Here is a 17607-nt window from a genome sequence, read left to right as displayed (position 1 = left end):
GAAGGAACCTGTATCGGGCGAATACTCAGCATTGAAACAGCGAGCACGAGAACCGACATCAGGTAATGATGCCGAAACTCAATCAGGCATCGCACTAATCGCCACCAGACCGCGCCACTGTCACTATCGTCGCGACTACCGCAAGACCCAAATACTTGGCCATTCGTACTGGCACCGCATTTCCTATTTGCCGCTCAATAGACTCATAGGTGCCCTCGAAGTCGTAAGTGTAGGGAAAAGTTTGAAACCAAGCTGCTTCGCGAAGCGTGATTCCGCGGTTCTCAATCGGGTGAATGAAGGAGCCACATGCTGGTGTAGTGCACCGAGTGGTCATGGTAGGTGCCGGCGAGTCCAGTCGAATTCGACCATAGGAGCCTGTCGCACGCCGCGCCCCTTTTCCTTTGCGGTCCACATCGTTGTGACAACGAAGGCGGAGATGCTCAGGAAGGTCAAACCGGGTGCCCCCTACAGGAATCGCACTTACGCGCGCCAGCGTTTTAGCTGCTAGCTTACGGTACTTTGATAGCGGATCACCGACCCGGCTTTCTTGATCCAACCGCTCAAGCGCATTGCCAGCAGTTACCGCCGAAGGCCGTTCGTCGCTGGCAAAGTTGTCCCAAAAATTTTCGGGAAGCCTGCTTCTTAGACCCTTAACCGCAAGAACCACAAGGCGACTCCTGCGTTGAGGTACGCCGAAATCGATAGCGTTCAATCTATATGTAGAAAATGAGTAGCCAAGTCCGGACAGTCTCGATGTAAGCTCGCCGAAGCGAGGATCACGTGCGAGCCCCGGTACGTTCTCAAGCAGAATTGCCCTTGGTTTGAACGCTCTTACAAAACGCACTACCTGACGAATAAGGTCATCCCTTGCCTCGTCGGTACTACGCCCACCGGAAAGTGTGGAAAAACCTTGACAAGGAGGACAAGCCTTCAGGAGTGTCAGTTCACCACTGGCCAGCCCTAGATCTCGACGCATCTTCTGGGCAGGTAGCGTGCGTATGTCGCACTGATACAAACGCGTGTCGGGGTGGTTCAACTTATACGAACGCGCAGCATCTGAATCCAACTCGACCGCACCGAGCACCTGGAAGCCAGCATCTCTGAGACCTTGCGTGGCTCCGCCTGCACCGGCGAACAGGTCTACGGCGGTCAATGCAGTCACCAGCGTATCTTAGCGGATGACTCCAGCTGCCGTTAGACTGTTGGGCAACAAATCGATCACACAGTTTCCGTGCCGTGCGACGTTGCAAGGCTCGATGCGATCCGCTCACTTACCACGTCTGGTGACTGACGCATATTAACCAAGGACAGTTTGGGCGTCACTCGTACCAACTGACCTGACAGGGCCTCCAAACCAAAAAGTACTTGATTGAAGTCCTCTGCTACCATCTTCTTCCATTCTGGTTTCGACTGCCGAAGCTCCAGCATGGCAACAGGTTCACCGCTCGCGGTCCCTTGCTGCTTCTCCCAAAGAATTTCAAGAACCTCCCTCCAGTCTACTGAAGTTTCGAGAGGTGTGAACATTTGCGCAATACGCTTTTCCTTGTCGTTTGGCGATTCTATCGCACGGAGAACCTCAGCGATAGCGGTCAAAGGATAGTGAAATTCCTGCACCGCACGGTAGAGTTCGATCAACGAGTCAACAGCCAGAATGGCGACAGGAGGATCTTGCGTTCTGCACTCTTGGAGAATGGCTGGCTCAGCGTCCGCAGAGCTTCTGGCGAAGCCAGCAAACTCGCGAGAGATCACGACAGCGAAAGAGGCTCCAGTCTCCTTTGCGTGCGCGGCGGCTCCGCTAATTTCTGCGGCATCATTCTTCAGAGGGTGTTTTGACCCTTTGGCTTCGACGGTGAAACGAAGCTCGTTCTCTCCGACCGGAGCGACGACCATGACATCTTTCTTACCGGAAGCGCCGTCTACCTTGGTCTTGAACCCCATGATGGTGAACAGCTTGGCCAAAGCTTGCTCAAATGCGCTCCCACCCTTATAACTCCTATCGGCGACCTCCTTGATGATCAAGTCTGGGCTATCTTTAAATGTAGTCGCAAGTGAGCGAAGCAGCGACTCACGCCATGCCATCACTCTGTCAATCAACTCGCTATCGACGCCTGCATCGAGGAGGTGACCTTTCAAGAGCAAGTCGGCAATGGCGTACATCTCTACTAGCTTCTGAGCCTGCCTGCTGTTTTTATTCCTTCCGAATGTGTCGACCATAGTGGTGAACAGTGGATGGTCAGTATTGGTGACAATCCTGTTGTCGTCAATATCCAGGCGCGCGGGGACCTCGCTCGAACCATTGGGCTCGATCGCCAGTCTCGTTTTCGACGGGTCCAGACGCGACAGATCTGCATTCGGGTCACTCAAAATCAGCGCGGTCAGCGGTTCGCGCACCATCTCGCGAGTGGTAATAGGCAGCTCTGCCACGTGAGGAGCGCTGGGTGAAGAACTGTCGACTGCGGTCAACCGCTGTCGTGCAGCCCGGTAGAGCGCAACCTGTAGAAATTCGAGCTCCCTACCGGCCGGGCTTGCCCGATGAAGCCTCTCGCGGTCGGCAAGCAATTCATTATCGAGGCCGTCTGCGCGAATGACTATCTGCATCCTGTTGAAGACGCCGTACGAAGGCTCGTGAAGAAACAGCTTTGGGTCGTCGGAGTTTAGAAGCCTATCCCTGACCAGGATGAAGAAACCTTCGCTCCGCCCTGCATCGGTCCTCCCCTTCTGGAAGAGTGACCGATCGTATAGTCGGACCTCGAAGCTAACTTCACCCATCACTGGAAACGTGACTGTTTTTCCCCGCGCGACACTATCGGAGAACGTCAAGTCTCCCGCGAATACTCCGGCCTGCCGGACTTCTTTCCAATCTGTCCCAAGACGTTTCTTAATGTCTTTGGACGACGCATCCCAAACGGCGATAGGGTCTTTCTCAATTTTGGGCTTTACTTCAGCATCATCAACATACACTTTGAAGTCGGGCCTGCTGGGCATTCCATTTCCTAGAACCCAACCCAACCTTGCAGATGTCAGGGAAATGTCTGGTTTAAGCCGATCAATGATCGCTAGCGTCCAAGAGGGCTTATTCCATGCTGCGGAGAAGCTTTTCGGTATGACTCGAAAGAGAGACTCGGCATAGGTTCTTGCTTCAGGCTCGGAAAGTTCCGAGACGGGAACCTCGAAACTTCGCCGACTGTCGGAATCATTGGGCTCAATCTTAGGCGCGAGCCCGTAATCGACAGCGATTAGATAGTAATGCCCATCGCGATGACAAAGGTGGGAGATCGTACGGCCAACGGCATAGCTCGCCAGCTTCCCGATCCCAAACTTACCGATCATCGCACGGGTGCGTTTACCGTCAAACGATCTCGCGATTCTTTCCGTGCCGTCAGCTTTAGGACTTTTGGCGATCCACCAGAGGTGCTTAATTCCCTCGATGTTCATCGAATCGCCATCGTCCCAAACCAGAACGGTACTGTTCGTCACAACGCCAGGAAGGTGTACGCGAACCTGCTGGGCCAGGGCATCGTACCCGTTTGTGACCAACTCTTCGACGGCTTTATTCGGTGAGGAATAGAGGTGCTGGGAGAAGTGCTGCAAGATCGCATAGTCGATTTCTACACGAACCGTCGCAACGTGGTTCCCTGATGCCTCGGTGTCACTCATTCAGCTCCCTCGCCCACGGCACGCCAAGTCCACTAGGGTAGGCGACTTTTCGGTGCGACTAAATCACTAGATTGAGTGGTGCTGATACGATTTAATCGCTCATATGTTCGAGTCGCAACCGGCTCACGTGATGCATCTGCCGACAATGTTATCGGAGGTAGAGCTTTGCTCACGTCGCACCCAACGGTGGTATGTACGAGCTGGTGGCTCTCACAGGTCTACAACGCGGGTGGGAGGATCGACTCTACGCTTGATGTTCGTGCCGTAGGCGGCTTCGAGGTATGAATCGTCTACATCCGAAGGGCGGCACGGTCCTCGCCGGACGGGCAGGCCAACAGGATGGTGGGGGAACGACGTGACGTCGCGTTGGGAGATGGGCCGGGACATCGCACCATCCCGTCGACCTCCACGAGGGCTATCACGCAAGTCGGGGGCCTGCGAGCCTGGGAGGTCGCCTCCAGTTCACGGGCATGTCGCAGGCCCCCGACTTGCGTGACAGGGCTACGCCAGGTCGACGGGATGGTGCAAAGCCCCTCCTTGTGAGGAGGTCGCGCCGCGGTTCGGTGGCAGCCCGGCGTGCTGTTCGCGTGCTGTAAGCACCGGTCAGGAGCGGTCGGCGCGGGGTACTTGGGGCCGATCTCCGCCGCAGGTCGAGGCTCCTACCTGGGGTAGCAGATCGGGTTCCCAAGCTGTAGAGGCGGGTTCGATTCCCGTCACCCGCTCGGAACGACGAAGCCCAGGTCCCGCTGGTCTCGCCGGCCGACCTGGGCTTCGTCGTGATCGGGTTTCCCCCGCCGCCGTGCGATCCACGTGCTGTCAGCCGGGTGTCGCGAACCCACGCCTTTCCGATCGGCAAGAGCCTGCTGCCGTCCTGAGGGCCAAGCGAGCCGCCGTGGTCGGACACCCATGCGGAACGCCGTGGAGTTGCTCGGCGGTAGTTCACACGAACGGCGCAACTGAGCTCTGTGTTGTCGATTGGTCGGACGGATGTCTTGCGTCGCCATCGGGCTTGGTGTTATGCGCGCGATATGCGCGAATGAGGCCCCCTCGAAGCGCACTCGATAACCGTTCCCGGCGGGTGCCGAGCAAAGCGAGAACGCCTCCACCGGTGGGTGCGGCGGCGTGTTCCGCGCACCCTCCGCTGCCTTGGCCGGGCTGTAATCGGAAGAGCACGCAGCGTCCACTTCCATCTTTCGCCCGATATAAAAATGGACCCGACGTCCAGTTCCACAACGCTCCTACCAGCGGTTTCAACAGCCGGCACAGCCGGATCGATACCGTGAGGGTTACTCACACACGACTTCGGCGGGCGACCGGTGAATCGGCCGCGAAGGGAAAGGTTGACAAGTCGGGTAGTTTGCGGCTGCCGGTTCTAGCGGAGGTTGGTCGTGAAGTTCACCCGTTTCATGTCGTTGGGCTTTTTACTGGGCGTTCTCGCCGGATGCGGCGATGCCGGGCAGGGGACCAGTCAGGTTCCGGTCGGCAATGCGGCCGCCACCACCACCATGGCCTCGCCGCAGTTGTTCAGGCTCGGGGAGGAGGCCACCGAGGGTTGCGGGAACAGTGGTTGCGCGTTGAAGTTCACGCTGGTCAAGGTGTCCGAGTGCACGGGTGAGCGCGGCGGGGAGACGCTGCCTCCCGGCACCAGCCGAAAACTGCTCTGGATCGAGGTGGAGACGAGCAACGCCTACGACGCGTCGACGTTGCCGGCGTCCCGGTTCACCCAGTTCACCGCCATCAACCCGACGGGCGTCACCAAGGGCGCGATCAACCCGACGACGCCCGGGCCGTGCGCGGCGAAGGCCGATCGGGTCGGGTTCACCGGTGAGCCCTGGGCCCAGGGTCGGAAGTACTCGGGCGCGGTGGAGGTGTTCCTGCCGGACACCGCGACCAAGGTCGTCAACGCGGAGGGTTACTGGCAGTGGGCGGTGCAGTGAGGCGGTGCGTCACGACGAGCAGGTGGGACGAGACGCCGATCATCGACTCGTCGCGCTCGGTCTGCTCCAGTGACCACATGAGGTAGTCCAGGTGGTCCGGGTCGGCGTAGATCGCTTCCAGGTCCGCGTTCGGCAGCATCCAGGCCGGCCCCTCCACCGCGAACGTCCCGGTCACCGTCAGCCCCGCCTCCGCGGCCTCCGACGCGCCCTCCCACGGCTGGTGGAAGTACGCCTTCGTGAACCACGGGGTGTCGGCCGGCGGGTGGTGCTCACCCGTCGCCACGGCGGTCGACACGACCTGGCGGTAGCGCGGGTCCAGCGGGAACTCCTTGCGCAGGCCGTCCCACATCGAGGCGTGCCGGGTGATCACCTCCGCCGCCACCAGGCCTCCCGGGCGCACGACGCGGCACGCCTCGCGCCACGCCGCCACGCGCTCGGCGCGCGACAGCAGGTGGTAGAGCGGCCCCATCAGCAGCACCGCGTCGTGCGGTCCGTCCGGCAGGTCCGACGCGAGCCCCTGGACCGCGCGCAGCCCGGCCGCGGACGCCTGCTCCACGTGCAGCGGCACGGGGTCGACGACCAGCACGTCGTGCCCGTCCTCGGCCAGCCACCGCGAGTGGATGCCCGCGGCACCGCCCACGTCCACCACCGACGAGCCCGGCCGCAGGAAGCGGCGCAGCAGTGCCCGCACCCTCAGGTACTCGAGCCGACCGTTGCCCGCGAGCAGCCTCCCGGACTCCTCGCCCCGTTCGTAAAACGTTCTGATCGTCTGGTCCACACGTCCAAACTACGAAGCGCCCCAAGCGAATTAGCCACCGTCGTCGGGTCGCGACGAGGCGCCCGGAGCCCCTCGACCCGGCGGGTCGACGCACGTCACCACTTCGGTCACCCCGAAGTTTTTCCGCCCGACCACGTCATGCCGGCCGATCACGGCACTCCTCTCCACATGGGTGCAGGGGTGAACGAGCGTCCGTCGTCCGCGGCGGGCGCCGCGAAGCATGCCGGCGGGCCGGGAATTGCGCTGGTGGATCCGGTTCCGCTGTTCCGGGAAGGGGTCGCGGCGGTGGTCAGGCGCACACCCGGGTTGCACTGGCTGGGCGCGACCGGCCACCTGCACACGGCGGTGCGGCTGCACGAACGGCTCCGGCCGGATGTGCTGCTGGTGGACTCGGTGTTGGACCCGCAGGGTCACCTCGCCACCCTGCTGGTCGAAACCGACCCGGGGCTCGCGGTGGTGTCGCTGGTCCGCGAACCGCACCGCACGGCCAAGTACGTGCGCGCCGCGCTGGCCGCGGGTGTGCGCGGACTGGTGCCGCGGACCGGCGAGATCGCCGAGATCCTGCTCGCGATCACCCGCTCGCACCAGGACCGGGTGTACCTCGACCCGACGCTGGCACCGCTGGCCGCGGGGTTCACGCCGGCCGCCGAGGCGGGGAGCAGACGGGCGCTCTCCAGACGCGAGTACGAGGTGCTCCAACTGATCGCCGACGGCCTGGAGAACCAGGCGGTCGCGAACGAGCTGTACGTCTCCGTGGAAACCGTGCGCACGCACGTGAAGAACATCCTGCGCAAGCTGCGGGCGAGGGATCGCACACACGCGGTCTCGCTGGCCTACCAGGCCGGGCTGCTGACCGGCAATCTGAGGGCATGACCGCCTTCATCCTCACCTGCCTGGCCGTGGCGCTGTCACCGGGGCAGACCCTCGCCGTGGTGATCGACCAGTCGCTGCGGGCCGGCCGCTCGGCGGGACTGGCCGCGGTGGCGGGCAACTCGCTCGGCCTGGTGTTCTGGGCGGGCGCGTCCGCGCTGGGACTCACGTTCCTGGTCCGGACGTCGCTCATCGCGTTCCTGGTGCTCAAGATCGCGGGCGCGGCGTACCTGTGCTGGCTCGGCGTCCAGGCGTTCCGGCGCGCCGGGCAGGCGAAGGCGACGACCGCCCGGCCGGGCAACGCGTTCCGGTCCGGCTTCGTGGCCAACGTGACCAACCCCAAGGCGGCGGCGCTGTACCTGGCGCTGTTCCCGCAGTTCCTGCCCGCCGACGGCGGCACGTTCGCGGACACCGCGCAGCTCGCCGCGGTGCAGATGACGATCAGCACGTCCTACTACACGCTCGTGGTGCTGGCGGTGCACGTGGTGCGCGCGTTCCTGAGCCGGCCCAAGGTGCGCAGGACGCTCGACCGGCTCACCGGTCTGGCCCTGGTGGGACTGGGGCTGCGGATGCTGACGTTGTCCCGCGCGGCCGTCTGATTCGCCACAACGGGCGACCTGACCTTGCCGAGGTTACCGACAGGTAATACCCTGATTGTTACCGGTCAGTAGCGGGGGACCGCCCCGACCTTGATGGAGTGAGCGACGAGATGGGTCACTACAAGAGCAACGTCCGAGACCTCGAATTCAACCTCTTCGAGGTCTTCAACGTGCAGGACCACCTCGGCACGGGGCCGTTCGAGCAGTCCGACGAGGACACCGCGCGCGGCGTGCTGGCCGAGTTGAACAACCTGGCCGTCGGCCCGCTGGCGGAGTCGTTCGTCGACTCCGACCGCAACCCGCCCGTGTTCGACCCCGCGACGCACTCGGCCACGCTGCCCGAGTCGTTCAAGAAGTCCTACCGGGCGATCTGGGACGGCGAGTGGTACCGGCTGTCGCTGCCGAACGAGCTGGGCGGCTTCGGCATCCCGCCGTCGGTGCAGTGGGCCGCGTCCGAGCTGATCCTCGGCGCGAACCCGGCCGTGTACATCTACCTCGCGGGTCCGAACTTCGCGACCGTGGTGTGGCGCAACGGCACCGAAGAGCAGAAGCGCTGGGCCGAGCTGATGATCGAGCGCGGCTGGGGCGCCACCATGGTGCTGACCGAGCCGGACGCCGGTTCCGACGTCGGCGCGGGTCGCACCAAGGCCGTGCTCCAGGAGGACGGCACCTGGCACCTCGACGGCGTGAAGCGGTTCATCACCTCCGCCGACCAGGACCTGACCGAGAACATCATGCACCTGGTGCTGGCCCGGCCCGAGGGTCCCGGCATCGAGGCGAAGGCCGGCACCAAGGGCCTGTCGCTGTTCCTGGTGCCCAAGTGGCACTTCGACCCGGAGACCGGCGAGTCCACCGGCGAGCGCAACGGCGCCTTCGTGACCAACGTCGAGCACAAGATGGGCCTCAAGGTCTCCACGACGTGCGAGCTGACGTTCGGCCAGCACGGCGTGCCGGCCAAGGGTTGGCTGCTCGGCGAGGTGCACGACGGCATCGCGCAGATGTTCCAGGTCATCGAGTACGCCCGGATGATGGTCGGCACCAAGGCCATCGGCACGCTGTCCACCGGCTACCTCAACGCGCTGGCCTACGCCAAGGAGCGTGTGCAGAGCGCCGACCTGACCCGCATGACGGACAAGACCGCGCCGCGCGTCACGATCACCCACCACCCGGACGTGCGCCGCAGCCTGATGTTGCAGAAGGCCTACGCCGAGGGCCTGCGCGCGGTGTACCTGTTCACCGCGACCTACCAGGACCGGATCGCGCTGGGCGGCGCGGAGAAGGAGCTGGCCGAGAAGGTCAACGACCTGCTGCTGCCCATCGTGAAGGGCGTCGGGTCGGAGCGGGCCTACGAGCAGCTGGCGCAGTCGCTCCAGACGCTCGGCGGCTCGGGCTTCCTCCAGGACTACCCGATCGAGCAGTACATCCGGGACTCCAAGATCGACTCGCTGTACGAGGGCACCACGGCGATCCAGTCGCTGGACTTCTTCTTCCGGAAGATCATCCGCGACAAGGGCCAGGCGCTCGGCCACATCAACGGCGAGATCCAGAAGTTCCTCGACAACGAGGGCGGCAACGGCAGGCTCAAGGACGAGCGGCTGCTGCTCAAGCAGGCGCTCGAGGACCTCCAGGGCATGCTCGGCGCGCTCGTCGGCTTCCTGACGAGCTCGCAGGAGGACGTGAAGAACCTCTACAAGATCGGTCAGAGCTCGGTCCGGCTGCTGCTGACCGCGGGCGACGTGCTCGTCGGCTGGCTGTTGCTGCGCCAGGCCGAGGTCGCGCTGGCCAAGCTCGCGGGCGACGTGTCGGCGCGGGACAAGGCGTTCTACGAGGGCAAGGTCGCCGTCGCGAGCTTCTTCGCGAAGACCGTGCTGCCCGAGCTGACCGCCCGTCGCCGGATCACCGAGCAGACCGACAACTCGTTGATGGACGTGGACGAGTCGTCGTTCTGACCCCGAGCACGACGAAAGGGGCCGCACCCACCACGGGTGCGGCCCCTTTTCGCACGGGATCAGCCCTTGTGCGCCTTCGCCGCCGCGAACGCGTAGACCGCGTAGCCGAGGAAGCCGACCGCGATCACCGCCAGCACCACGACGCCGAACGGCTGCGCGGCCAGGGTGTGCAGCGCCTTGTCCAACCCGCCGGACTGCTCCGGGTCCGCGGTGATCGCGGCGACCCCGACCAGCACGCCGATCACCACCACGGACAGGCCCTTGCCGATGAACCCGATCCGGCCGAGCCGCTCGACCCACTTCTGCGTGCCGGTGGGCAGTTCGGACATGGTCAGGTCCTCCTCGAAGGACTTCTTCACGCCCTTGCGCGCGATCGCCACGCCGATGCCGATCACGACCGCCGCCGCGATGCCCACGAGAACCTGGCCGCCGGGCATGGCGAGCACCTCGCCGGTCAACGTCTGCTGCTTCTCGTTCGAGTCCGACGACGAGCCGCCGACCGCGTAGGTGACGGCCGCGATGCCCACCACGACACCGGTCACCGCACGCGCGCCGGACCCGATCCGCCGCATCCAGCGCTTCTTCTCCGGCGAGATCCAGTGGTACCCGGACACCGCCAGGACCGCCTGCCACACCGCGAACGCGAACAACCCGACGGCCAGCACCCACAGCAGGAACGGCCCGGCCGGGCTCTCCGCGACGAGCGCCAGTGCGCCCTTCTGGTCGGTGCTCTCGGACGACGAGTTCCCGAACACCACCTGGGCCGTCAGCACCGCCAGCAGCACGTGCACGACCCCGTAGCAGACCATGCCCGCCCGGCCGAGCACCTGAACCGCCGGGTGACGCCGCACTTCGCTCGCTGTAGCCACGATCGGGTGATACCCGACCGTGGGACAACTCAACCCCCGGCGGGTTTCGGCTCCTCGCAGACGATCTTGGGCGACGGGTCGTACCGCACCGTCCGCGACTCCGACCGGGCCACGCCGGTGCGCCGGTCGGTGACGGTGCGGGTGTCGGTCACCGTGAAGCCCTGCGCGCCGGCCGACGCCGCGCACGGCTTGGTGGTCTTCTTGATCTCCTGCGGCTCGGTGAACGCCGACTTCTCCGAGGTGGAACCGGTGACGTCGTAGTTCTTGGTGCCCCACAGCACGATCTTGATCGACGACGGGGTCCAGATGGTCTGGATCGCCACGCCGGTCTCGTCCGGGTTCTGGAACCGGATGTCGATCAGGCTGTTGCCCGCGGGGTCCATGAACACGGTCGCCTCGCGCCCGGCCGGGTACCGCGAGATCCAGTAGCTGTGCTCCTTGTGGCCCGCGTCCTTCATGCCCGCGTGGTAGCCGGCGTTGTACAGCGTGGTCGCGAACTGCGAGATGCCGCCGCCGACCGCGCGGCTCGGCGCGCCGTTGTCGATGATGCCCGCCTCGACGTAGCCCTGGGCGGTGCCGCGGGGACCGGTGTAGCCGTTGAGCGAGAACGTCTCGCCCGGCTTCACGATCGCGCCGTCCACCTTCTCCGCCACCACGCGGATGTTCGTGCCCGAGTCCGCCGCGAAGCCACCGGTCTCGAACGACCCGATGACCTCCTTGATGCCCATCTTGTTGGCCTGCTCGGTGGTCACCTTGGCGGGCGTGTGCTTGTACTCGGCCTTGACCTCGCGGCCGTCGGCCTTCTTCAGCAGGTCGAGCAGGGGCGCGGACGTCTTCTCCCAGTCCACGCCGCGGCCGTCGACCGACTCCTTGACGACCGGGTGGCCGCCCTCGAAGACGATCTCGGCGTCCTTGCCCTCCTTCTCGGTCTCCTTGAGCTGCGGACCGGCCGCCTCGGACACCTTCGCCGGGTCGACCTTCGCGGTGAGACCGCCGCCGTCGGCGGGTTCGAACACCAGCACGGCGCCGATCTGCTCGGGCTTGAGCGTCGCGTCCTTGCCCTCGCCCTTGATCACCAGCGGCGCGGCGACGGCGGGCGTCCCGACCTCGGCCAGCGCCTTGGCGACGCCCTCCTTGGTCGTCTTCACCGGCGTGGTGGCGACCGGCAGTTCCACGACACCGCCGCCGGCCCAGTCGGCGAGGATCTTGGTCGTGGCGGCGGGCGCGTCGAGCTTCTGGCCCTGCCTCGGGTCGACCGCGGACGCCTTCGCGCCCTCGAACTTGATCGTGCCCTCGGACGGGTCGTGGTCGGTCTTGGGGCGCAGGCCCTCGACCGCGGCGGTCAGCTTCGCGTTGTCCGACTGCGTCGCGAAACCGACCTCGCGCGAGGTGAAGAACGAGGTCACGCGGGTGATAGGGGACAGCGGCTGGCTGCCGGCGCGCTCGATGGTGGCGTTCCAGTCCAGCGCGAGACCGGCGGCCTTCGGGTCGATCTCGGTCTCGACGTCACCCGCCTTGGCCTTCACCGGCTGCTCCAGGCGCGGGCTCAGCCGCTCGCGCAGCTTCGTCTCGGCCTCGGAGTGGCTCAACCCGCCGACGTCGACGCCCGCGACCGTCACGCCGCGCGGCACGTTGCCGTTGGAGATCAGGATGTCCAGGCCGTAGAGCACGACCAGCACGCCGAGCACGCTCGCCGCGACCAGTCCGAGCCGGCGGAAGCGCTTCTTCTTCGCGGCGGCGACCTCGTCGGCCTCGACCTCCGGGTCGACCATGACCGGGCCGAGCACGGTGGCCTCGGGTTCGGCGACCGGCGTCGCGAACACCGTGGTCTGCTCGGCCGCGCTCCACGGCGAGCGCGCGGGTTCGGGCGAGGGCGGCGCGGGAGTCGGGGTGAGGGCGGGCGTGGGCGGCGGGGTCGGCGTCGGGTCCGCGGACACCGGCGCGAACACCTGGGTGGCCTCGCCCGAGCCGTCCGGCAGCGCGCGGGTGAGCTCCTCGCGCGAGGTCAGCTGGGTCTTCTCCGACTGTCCCAGTGGTACGGTCGGTCCGGATTGTCCGCTTTGGACGGTCGGTGCGGGCGGCTCGACCCGACCGCCGAGGGCGCGGGTGATCGAGTCCGCCGGCGGCACGTTGCGCACCGTGGGCTCGTTCCGCGCGGCCTGGTCGTCCCGCGCGGCCGGCGAGGCGTCCGGCTCGTCCGGCTCCTCCGACGGCCACGCCGCCTCCTCGGGGGGCGCGAGGTGCGCCGTCCGCTCCGAAGCGGTGTCCGACGGGCGGACGGGCTGCATCGCCCTCGTCCGCTCGGCGTCGTACTCCGGTCGCTCGTTTTCCGGCACCGCTCCCCCTCTTGCCTTTCCCGCGAGGTCCTGGGACTGCTTACCCGACCGCCGTCACACGCCGGTCACGGTCGGCCTACAGGTAGAGCCCCGTGCCGTGGTCGGTCCGCTCGGTGGCGGTGGCGTGCACGTCCCGTTCGCGCAGGACCAGGTAGGTCTGCCCCTGGACCTCGACCTCGAACTGGTCCTCCGGGTTGAACAGCACGCGGTCGCCCACCTTGACGTGCCGCACGTTCGTGCCGACACCGTGGACGTCACCCCACGCCAAGCGCTTGGCCATCTGCGCCGTCGCCGGGATCACGATCCCGCCGCTGCTGCGGCGTTCTCCGTCCTCCGACGAGATCCGGACCATGATCCGGTCGTGCAGCATCTGGATCTCAAGCTTGACATCGGGCACCGGAAGAGTCTACGTGCCCCGCTAACGACCTTCGTCCAGCCCGCCCATCACGAGGGCGAGCCGGCCCGGGCCGTCCGACCCGACCACGATCGGCACGCCCCAGTCCTGCCGGGTCAGCCGGCACACCGGGTGCTCGACGGCCGGGTCGTCGGTGCAGCTCGCGGCCTGCGCCACCACGTGCAGCACACCCTCGGTGACGCCGGGCGCGATGCGCAGCGACCGGACCAGGTCGGTGCCCACGCCCGCGCCCGCGGCCAGCAGCTCCGGCGGTGAGCTGGTGATCTCCAACCGGGTCGACGGGCCGTAGCGGTCGTCCAGCTTCGTGCCGGCGGGCGGGGTGAACACGACGACCAGTTCGAGGTCGCCGGGTGCGAGCACCGTCGGCGGGCGGCGGACCTGGTGCGCCTCGCCGTCCACCAGCCGCGCGCCGGGCGCGACCGGGCGTTCCAGCCGATGAGCCGCACTGGCCACCACGACCAGTTCGCCGTCGACGAGGACCGCGTCCGACGGTTCGGCGACGTCCGAGGCGATGGTCGACACCTCGTCGGTCGCGGGGTCGTAGCGGCGGATCGCGCCGTTGTAGGTGTCGGCGATGGCGAGCGAGCCGTCCGGCAGCACGGTCACCCCCAGCGGGTGCTGGAGCAGCGCCTGGTCGGCCTTGCCGTCGCGGTGGCCGAAGGCGAACAGGCCCTTGCCGACGACGGTGCGCACGGTGCGGTCCGCGTCGAGCCTGCGCAGCGCCGAGGTCTCCGAGTCGACCAGCCACAGCACGTCGCCGTCGGCCGCGAGCCCGGAGGTCTGGGCGAAGAACGCGCCCTCGGCCGGTCCGTCGTTGATGCCCTCGACGGTCGTGCCGGCGAGCCGTTCGAGCCGGCCCGCGACCGGGTCGAACAGGCCGAGCGTGTGGTTGCCCGCCAACGCGATCGCGACGCCGTTCGCGGGTTCCCACCACGCGACGTCCCACGGGCTGGTGAGCGGGATCGCGTCGGCGGGCCCGTCGGTCGCGCCGTCCCGCCACTGCTCCCCGGTGCCCGCGACGGTGGTGACCTCGCCGGTGTCCAGGTTCAGCCCGCGCAGCAGGTGGTTGACCGTGTCGGCGACGACCACGTGGTACCCGACCGCGGCGGCCACCCGTTCGGGCAGCAGCGCGAGGCCCGCGGGTTCCTGGAACGTCGGCTCCTTGCCGTCCTCGCGACCGCGCTCGCCGGTGCCGATGCGCCGCAGGACGGTTTCGCCGTCGGTGTCCAGTTCGACCAGGCTGTGATGGGCGGAATCACTCACCAGAAGGGTGTTGTCCGGCGTCAGCAACGCCTTCGCCGGGAACCGGAGGTCGGTCGCGGCGGCGGGCGGCGGCACGTACGGACCGGACCCGCGGTGCAGCGTCCCCTTGCCCTCGTGCTCGGCGATCAACTCGTTGACCACCTGCCGCAGCGCGTCCTCGTGCCCCTCGCCGGCCGCCACGTGCACGACGTAGCCCTCGGGGTCGACCAGCACGAGCGTCGGCCACGCCTTCACGGCGTAGTTCTGCCAGGTGGTGAGCTCCGGGTCGTCCAACACGGGGTGGTGCACCCCGTACCGCTCGACGGCGGCCGCGAGCGCGTCGGGGTCGGCCTCGTGCACGAACTTCGGCGAGTGCACCCCGATGGTGACCAGCACGTCCGCGAACTCGGCCTCGAGCGGCCGGAGGTCGTCCAGCACGTGGAGGCAGTTGATGCAGCAGAAGGTCCAGAAGTCGAGCAACACGACCTTGCCGCGCAACTCCTTGAGCGCGACCTCGCGCCCCCCGGTGTTGAGCCACCCCCGACCGACGAGTTCGGGAGCGCGGACACGGGCGCGGCGGCGTGGTGCGGTCGTCACGCACGAAGTCAACCGCACGTCAAGGCGCCGGCATTCCGCGGTCCACCGTGTGGGCGGATCATCGTTCGTTTTGTTCGTTTCGAGCTACGATCGAGGTATGACGACCATCGTTGGGGAACGGACGGTGCTGCCTCCCGCGCAACCGGAGAGCCTGTCGCCGTGGGTCGCGGCGCTGGCTCGATCGGGCGAGGACGCCGCGGTGCTCGTCGGCCCCGACGGAAGCCGGTTGGCCCTGCCAGTCGAGGTGTTCGAGGTGCTGCGCGACGTCGTGACCGCCATGTCCCAGGGCCTGGCCATCACGGTCGCGCCCCAGCACACCGTGCTCACGACCAGCGAGGCGGCCCACCTGCTCGGAGTTTCCCGGCCGACCCTGGTGCGCCTGCTCGAAGCGGGGGAGATCCCCCACGAGAAACCCAACCGCCACCGCCGGGTCCGACTCGCGGATCTGCTCGCCTACCAGGAGCGCACCCGCCGAGCCCGCTCCGCCGGTCTGGACCAAATGGTCCGGGACGGCGAGGAGGGTGGACTCTACGACCTCCCGCTCGACGCGCCGGTCGAGCGGCTGCCGGTCGACGACAGGTGAGCTTTGTTCCCAGCGTTCTTCGACACCTGTGTGCTGTTCAAGCCGTACCTGCGCGACACGATCCTGAGCATCGCCGAGAGCGGGCTGTACCGGCCGTTGTGGTCGACGGGCGTGCTGGAGGAACTCGACCGGAACCTGCGCCGGCGCGGAGTGGCCGAGCACCAGGTCCGCCACCTCCGTGAACAGCTGGGAAGCGTGTTCCCGGAGGCCGAGGTCACGAGGTACGCCGACCTGGTCGACGCGATGACCAACGACCCGAAGGACCGACACGTGCTCGCGGCCGCGATCCGGGGCGGCGCGGAGGTCCTGGTGACCGACAACCTCCGCGACTTCCCGGCCTCGTCGTTCGAGTCCTACGACATCGAGGTCGTGCACCAGGACGACTTCCTGCTCGACCAGCTCGACCTCGCACCACGGGCGGTGCACCGGGCGTTGCGGACACAGGTGTCGCGCTACCGACACTCCCCCAGGTCGGTCGCGGAACTGCTCGACATCCTCGGGAACGACAACCACGCGTGCGTGAGGTTCGCAGCGGCCTGCCGCCGGGACATCACGTGGCGGAGTTGATCCCTCCAGTGCGGGCACAGCTAGTCGACTGCGCGCCACCCGACGCAGGTCGGGCGGGACGCGGTGGTGAGGAATTCCTTGAGGGCGTTGGTGAAGAGGGGGAGGGGTAGGCCCGTGCCCGCCTCGAAGTCGGTGTAGTCGTAGTGGTGCGCCGGGGACGTCGGGTCGCCCACCGAGGCGCTGGACGGGTGTTCCGGGCAGTAGTGCAGCAGGTAGCCGAAACCGCCTCGTACCAAGGCTTGGAGCAGGTGGTCCGGGACGGTCCGGCCGGTGAACTCCGACGTCGTCGGGCGGCGGGCCGAGTGGGAGATCAGGGCCTGTTCCGCCGACGGCTCGGACAGCAGGGTCACCAGGTGGTCGACGTCCTCCGGAGTGCGGACGACCAGTTCGGCGACTTCCGGCAGTTCGGCCGGGTCGTACACGTTCCACACGGCCTGGAAGCTCATCGTGCGCACGAGGCACCTTAAAGCGCCGTCGGGCGCCGGATACGCGACTTCGCCCATTACTTTCAGATCACGGGAGAACGCGTTCCGTGACCGACACCGTGCTACCGGCGGTGGTTTCCGCGCACCGACGTGGGCCCCATCACGGAAGCGCCGAATTCGGTCACCCGGCGGCGGAGTTCGCGGTCGGCGGTCACCACGGCGCACATCCGGTCGACGCCTTCCGCGCGCACCAGGTCGACCATCGCGTCGTCACCGGACCCCGGCGCGGAGACCACGCGGACGCCCGGCACCGACGCCACGTCACGGGCTTTGCCCTCCACCACCAGCACGATCTCGAGCGGACCCGGCGCGAACCCGTCCAGGCCGGATGTGGCGAACGGCACGAGGGAATCGCGGAGGCGTTCCGCGGCGCCGAAGCGGTCGCGCCACCAGCCGTCGGGGACCGATCCCACGACGTTGGCCGCGTCGACCACGAGAAGTGGTCGCGTCATCGCTTCATGCTCTCAGCAAACCCACAAAAAACTGTCGTACCCCGGTGGCACCATGGAATGTGTCCATGGGGGACAAGCAACCGCAGGGGGAGAGATAGTGATGAACAGCCGCGCGCCCAGAATGCCTGGCCGGGAGACCACCGACACGTGGAACGGTTCGCCCACGGCCCGGTAATGGGAAACCCCGCGGTGCTGCCAGGTCGGGGGTCCGACAGCACCGCGGGGTCATCACGTTCATCGATACACGATCGTGGGTCGTTAACATCCACTA

Annotated in this window: 15 protein-coding genes; 6 read left to right on the top strand and 9 right to left on the bottom strand. The window is 66.5% G+C overall.

Annotated features, from left to right (window positions below; genetic code table 11):
• Positions 1–94 precede the first annotated feature (94 nt).
• Positions 95–1162, bottom strand: coding sequence for a DNA cytosine methyltransferase (locus AB0G50_RS02885; RefSeq protein WP_360101550.1), 1068 nt, complete (start codon positions 1160–1162; stop codon positions 95–97).
• A 56-nt stretch (positions 1163–1218) separates the two neighbouring features.
• A complete protein-coding gene (locus tag AB0G50_RS02880; protein WP_360101548.1) occupies positions 1219–3657 on the bottom strand; it encodes an ATP-binding protein in 2439 nt (812 codons plus the stop codon).
• 1574 nt (positions 3658–5231) lie between these two features.
• On the opposite strand from AB0G50_RS02880, the gene AB0G50_RS02875 reads away from it, so the two are divergent.
• Entirely contained in the window at positions 5232–5594 is a 363-nt protein-coding gene (locus tag AB0G50_RS02875) for a hypothetical protein (RefSeq protein ID WP_360101546.1), read from the top strand.
• On the opposite strand, the gene AB0G50_RS02870 is transcribed toward AB0G50_RS02875, so the two are convergent.
• Complete coding sequence (locus AB0G50_RS02870) at positions 5557–6372, bottom strand: class I SAM-dependent methyltransferase (RefSeq protein WP_360101544.1); 816 nt, start codon at positions 6370–6372, stop codon at positions 5557–5559. The two genes, AB0G50_RS02875 and AB0G50_RS02870, sit on opposite strands and share 38 nt — an antisense overlap.
• A 246-nt stretch (positions 6373–6618) precedes the next feature.
• On the opposite strand from AB0G50_RS02870, the gene AB0G50_RS02865 reads away from it, so the two are divergent.
• From AB0G50_RS02865 to AB0G50_RS02855, 3 genes are all read left to right on the top strand, one after another.
• Positions 6619–7245: a response regulator transcription factor gene (locus AB0G50_RS02865; RefSeq protein WP_360101542.1), complete on the top strand. Its 627-nt coding sequence runs from the start codon at positions 6619–6621 to the stop codon at positions 7243–7245.
• On the top strand, positions 7242–7841 hold the full coding sequence (locus tag AB0G50_RS02860; protein WP_360101540.1) for a LysE family translocator: 600 nt from the start codon (positions 7242–7244) through the stop codon (positions 7839–7841). The genes AB0G50_RS02865 and AB0G50_RS02860 overlap by 4 nt, the downstream gene beginning before the upstream one ends.
• 110 nt (positions 7842–7951) lie before the next feature.
• Positions 7952–9790, top strand: a complete 1839-nt coding sequence (locus tag AB0G50_RS02855; protein WP_360101840.1) for an acyl-CoA dehydrogenase — start codon at positions 7952–7954, stop codon at positions 9788–9790.
• Positions 9791–9849: 59 nt separating this feature from the next.
• Here AB0G50_RS02855 and AB0G50_RS02850 read toward each other — a convergent pair whose 3' ends face one another.
• The 4 genes from AB0G50_RS02850 to AB0G50_RS02835 form a co-directional block, all read right to left on the bottom strand.
• On the bottom strand, positions 9850–10659 hold the full coding sequence (locus AB0G50_RS02850) for a DUF1206 domain-containing protein (RefSeq protein WP_360101538.1): 810 nt from the start codon (positions 10657–10659) through the stop codon (positions 9850–9852).
• A 29-nt stretch (positions 10660–10688) separates the two neighbouring features.
• The gene (locus tag AB0G50_RS02845; RefSeq protein WP_360101536.1) at positions 10689–12995 is read right to left on the bottom strand and encodes a VanW family protein; all 2307 of its coding nucleotides are present in this window, start codon (positions 12993–12995) and stop codon (positions 10689–10691) included.
• A gap of 76 nt (positions 12996–13071) precedes the next feature.
• On the bottom strand, positions 13072–13392 hold the full coding sequence (locus tag AB0G50_RS02840) for a co-chaperone GroES (RefSeq protein ID WP_360101534.1): 321 nt from the start codon (positions 13390–13392) through the stop codon (positions 13072–13074).
• 21 nt (positions 13393–13413) lie between these two features.
• Positions 13414–15249: an NHL domain-containing thioredoxin family protein gene (locus tag AB0G50_RS02835; protein ID WP_360101532.1), complete on the bottom strand. Its 1836-nt coding sequence runs from the start codon at positions 15247–15249 to the stop codon at positions 13414–13416.
• 97 nt (positions 15250–15346) lie between these two features.
• Here AB0G50_RS02835 and AB0G50_RS02830 point away from each other — a divergent pair, with 97 nt between their 5' ends.
• A complete protein-coding gene (locus AB0G50_RS02830) occupies positions 15347–15832 on the top strand; it encodes a helix-turn-helix domain-containing protein (RefSeq protein WP_360101530.1) in 486 nt (161 codons plus the stop codon).
• A 3-nt stretch (positions 15833–15835) separates the two neighbouring features.
• Positions 15836–16399 (top strand): PIN domain-containing protein, encoded by a 564-nt coding sequence (locus AB0G50_RS02825; protein WP_360101528.1) that lies wholly within the window; start codon positions 15836–15838, stop codon positions 16397–16399.
• A gap of 20 nt (positions 16400–16419) precedes the next feature.
• On the opposite strand, the gene AB0G50_RS02820 is transcribed toward AB0G50_RS02825, so the two are convergent.
• Together AB0G50_RS02820 and AB0G50_RS02815 are read right to left on the bottom strand one after the other, a co-directional pair.
• Positions 16420–16845, bottom strand: a complete 426-nt coding sequence (locus tag AB0G50_RS02820) for an Imm1 family immunity protein (RefSeq protein ID WP_360101838.1) — start codon at positions 16843–16845, stop codon at positions 16420–16422.
• A gap of 101 nt (positions 16846–16946) precedes the next feature.
• The gene (locus AB0G50_RS02815; RefSeq protein ID WP_360101526.1) at positions 16947–17336 is read right to left on the bottom strand and encodes an NTP pyrophosphohydrolase; all 390 of its coding nucleotides are present in this window, start codon (positions 17334–17336) and stop codon (positions 16947–16949) included.
• Positions 17337–17607 lie beyond the last annotated feature (271 nt).

The sequence above is a fragment of the Actinosynnema sp. NPDC020468 genome, assembly GCF_040642015.1.
Classification (GTDB): Bacteria; Actinomycetota; Actinomycetes; order Mycobacteriales; family Pseudonocardiaceae; genus Actinosynnema.
This window is presented reverse-complemented; position numbering and strand designations above follow the sequence as displayed.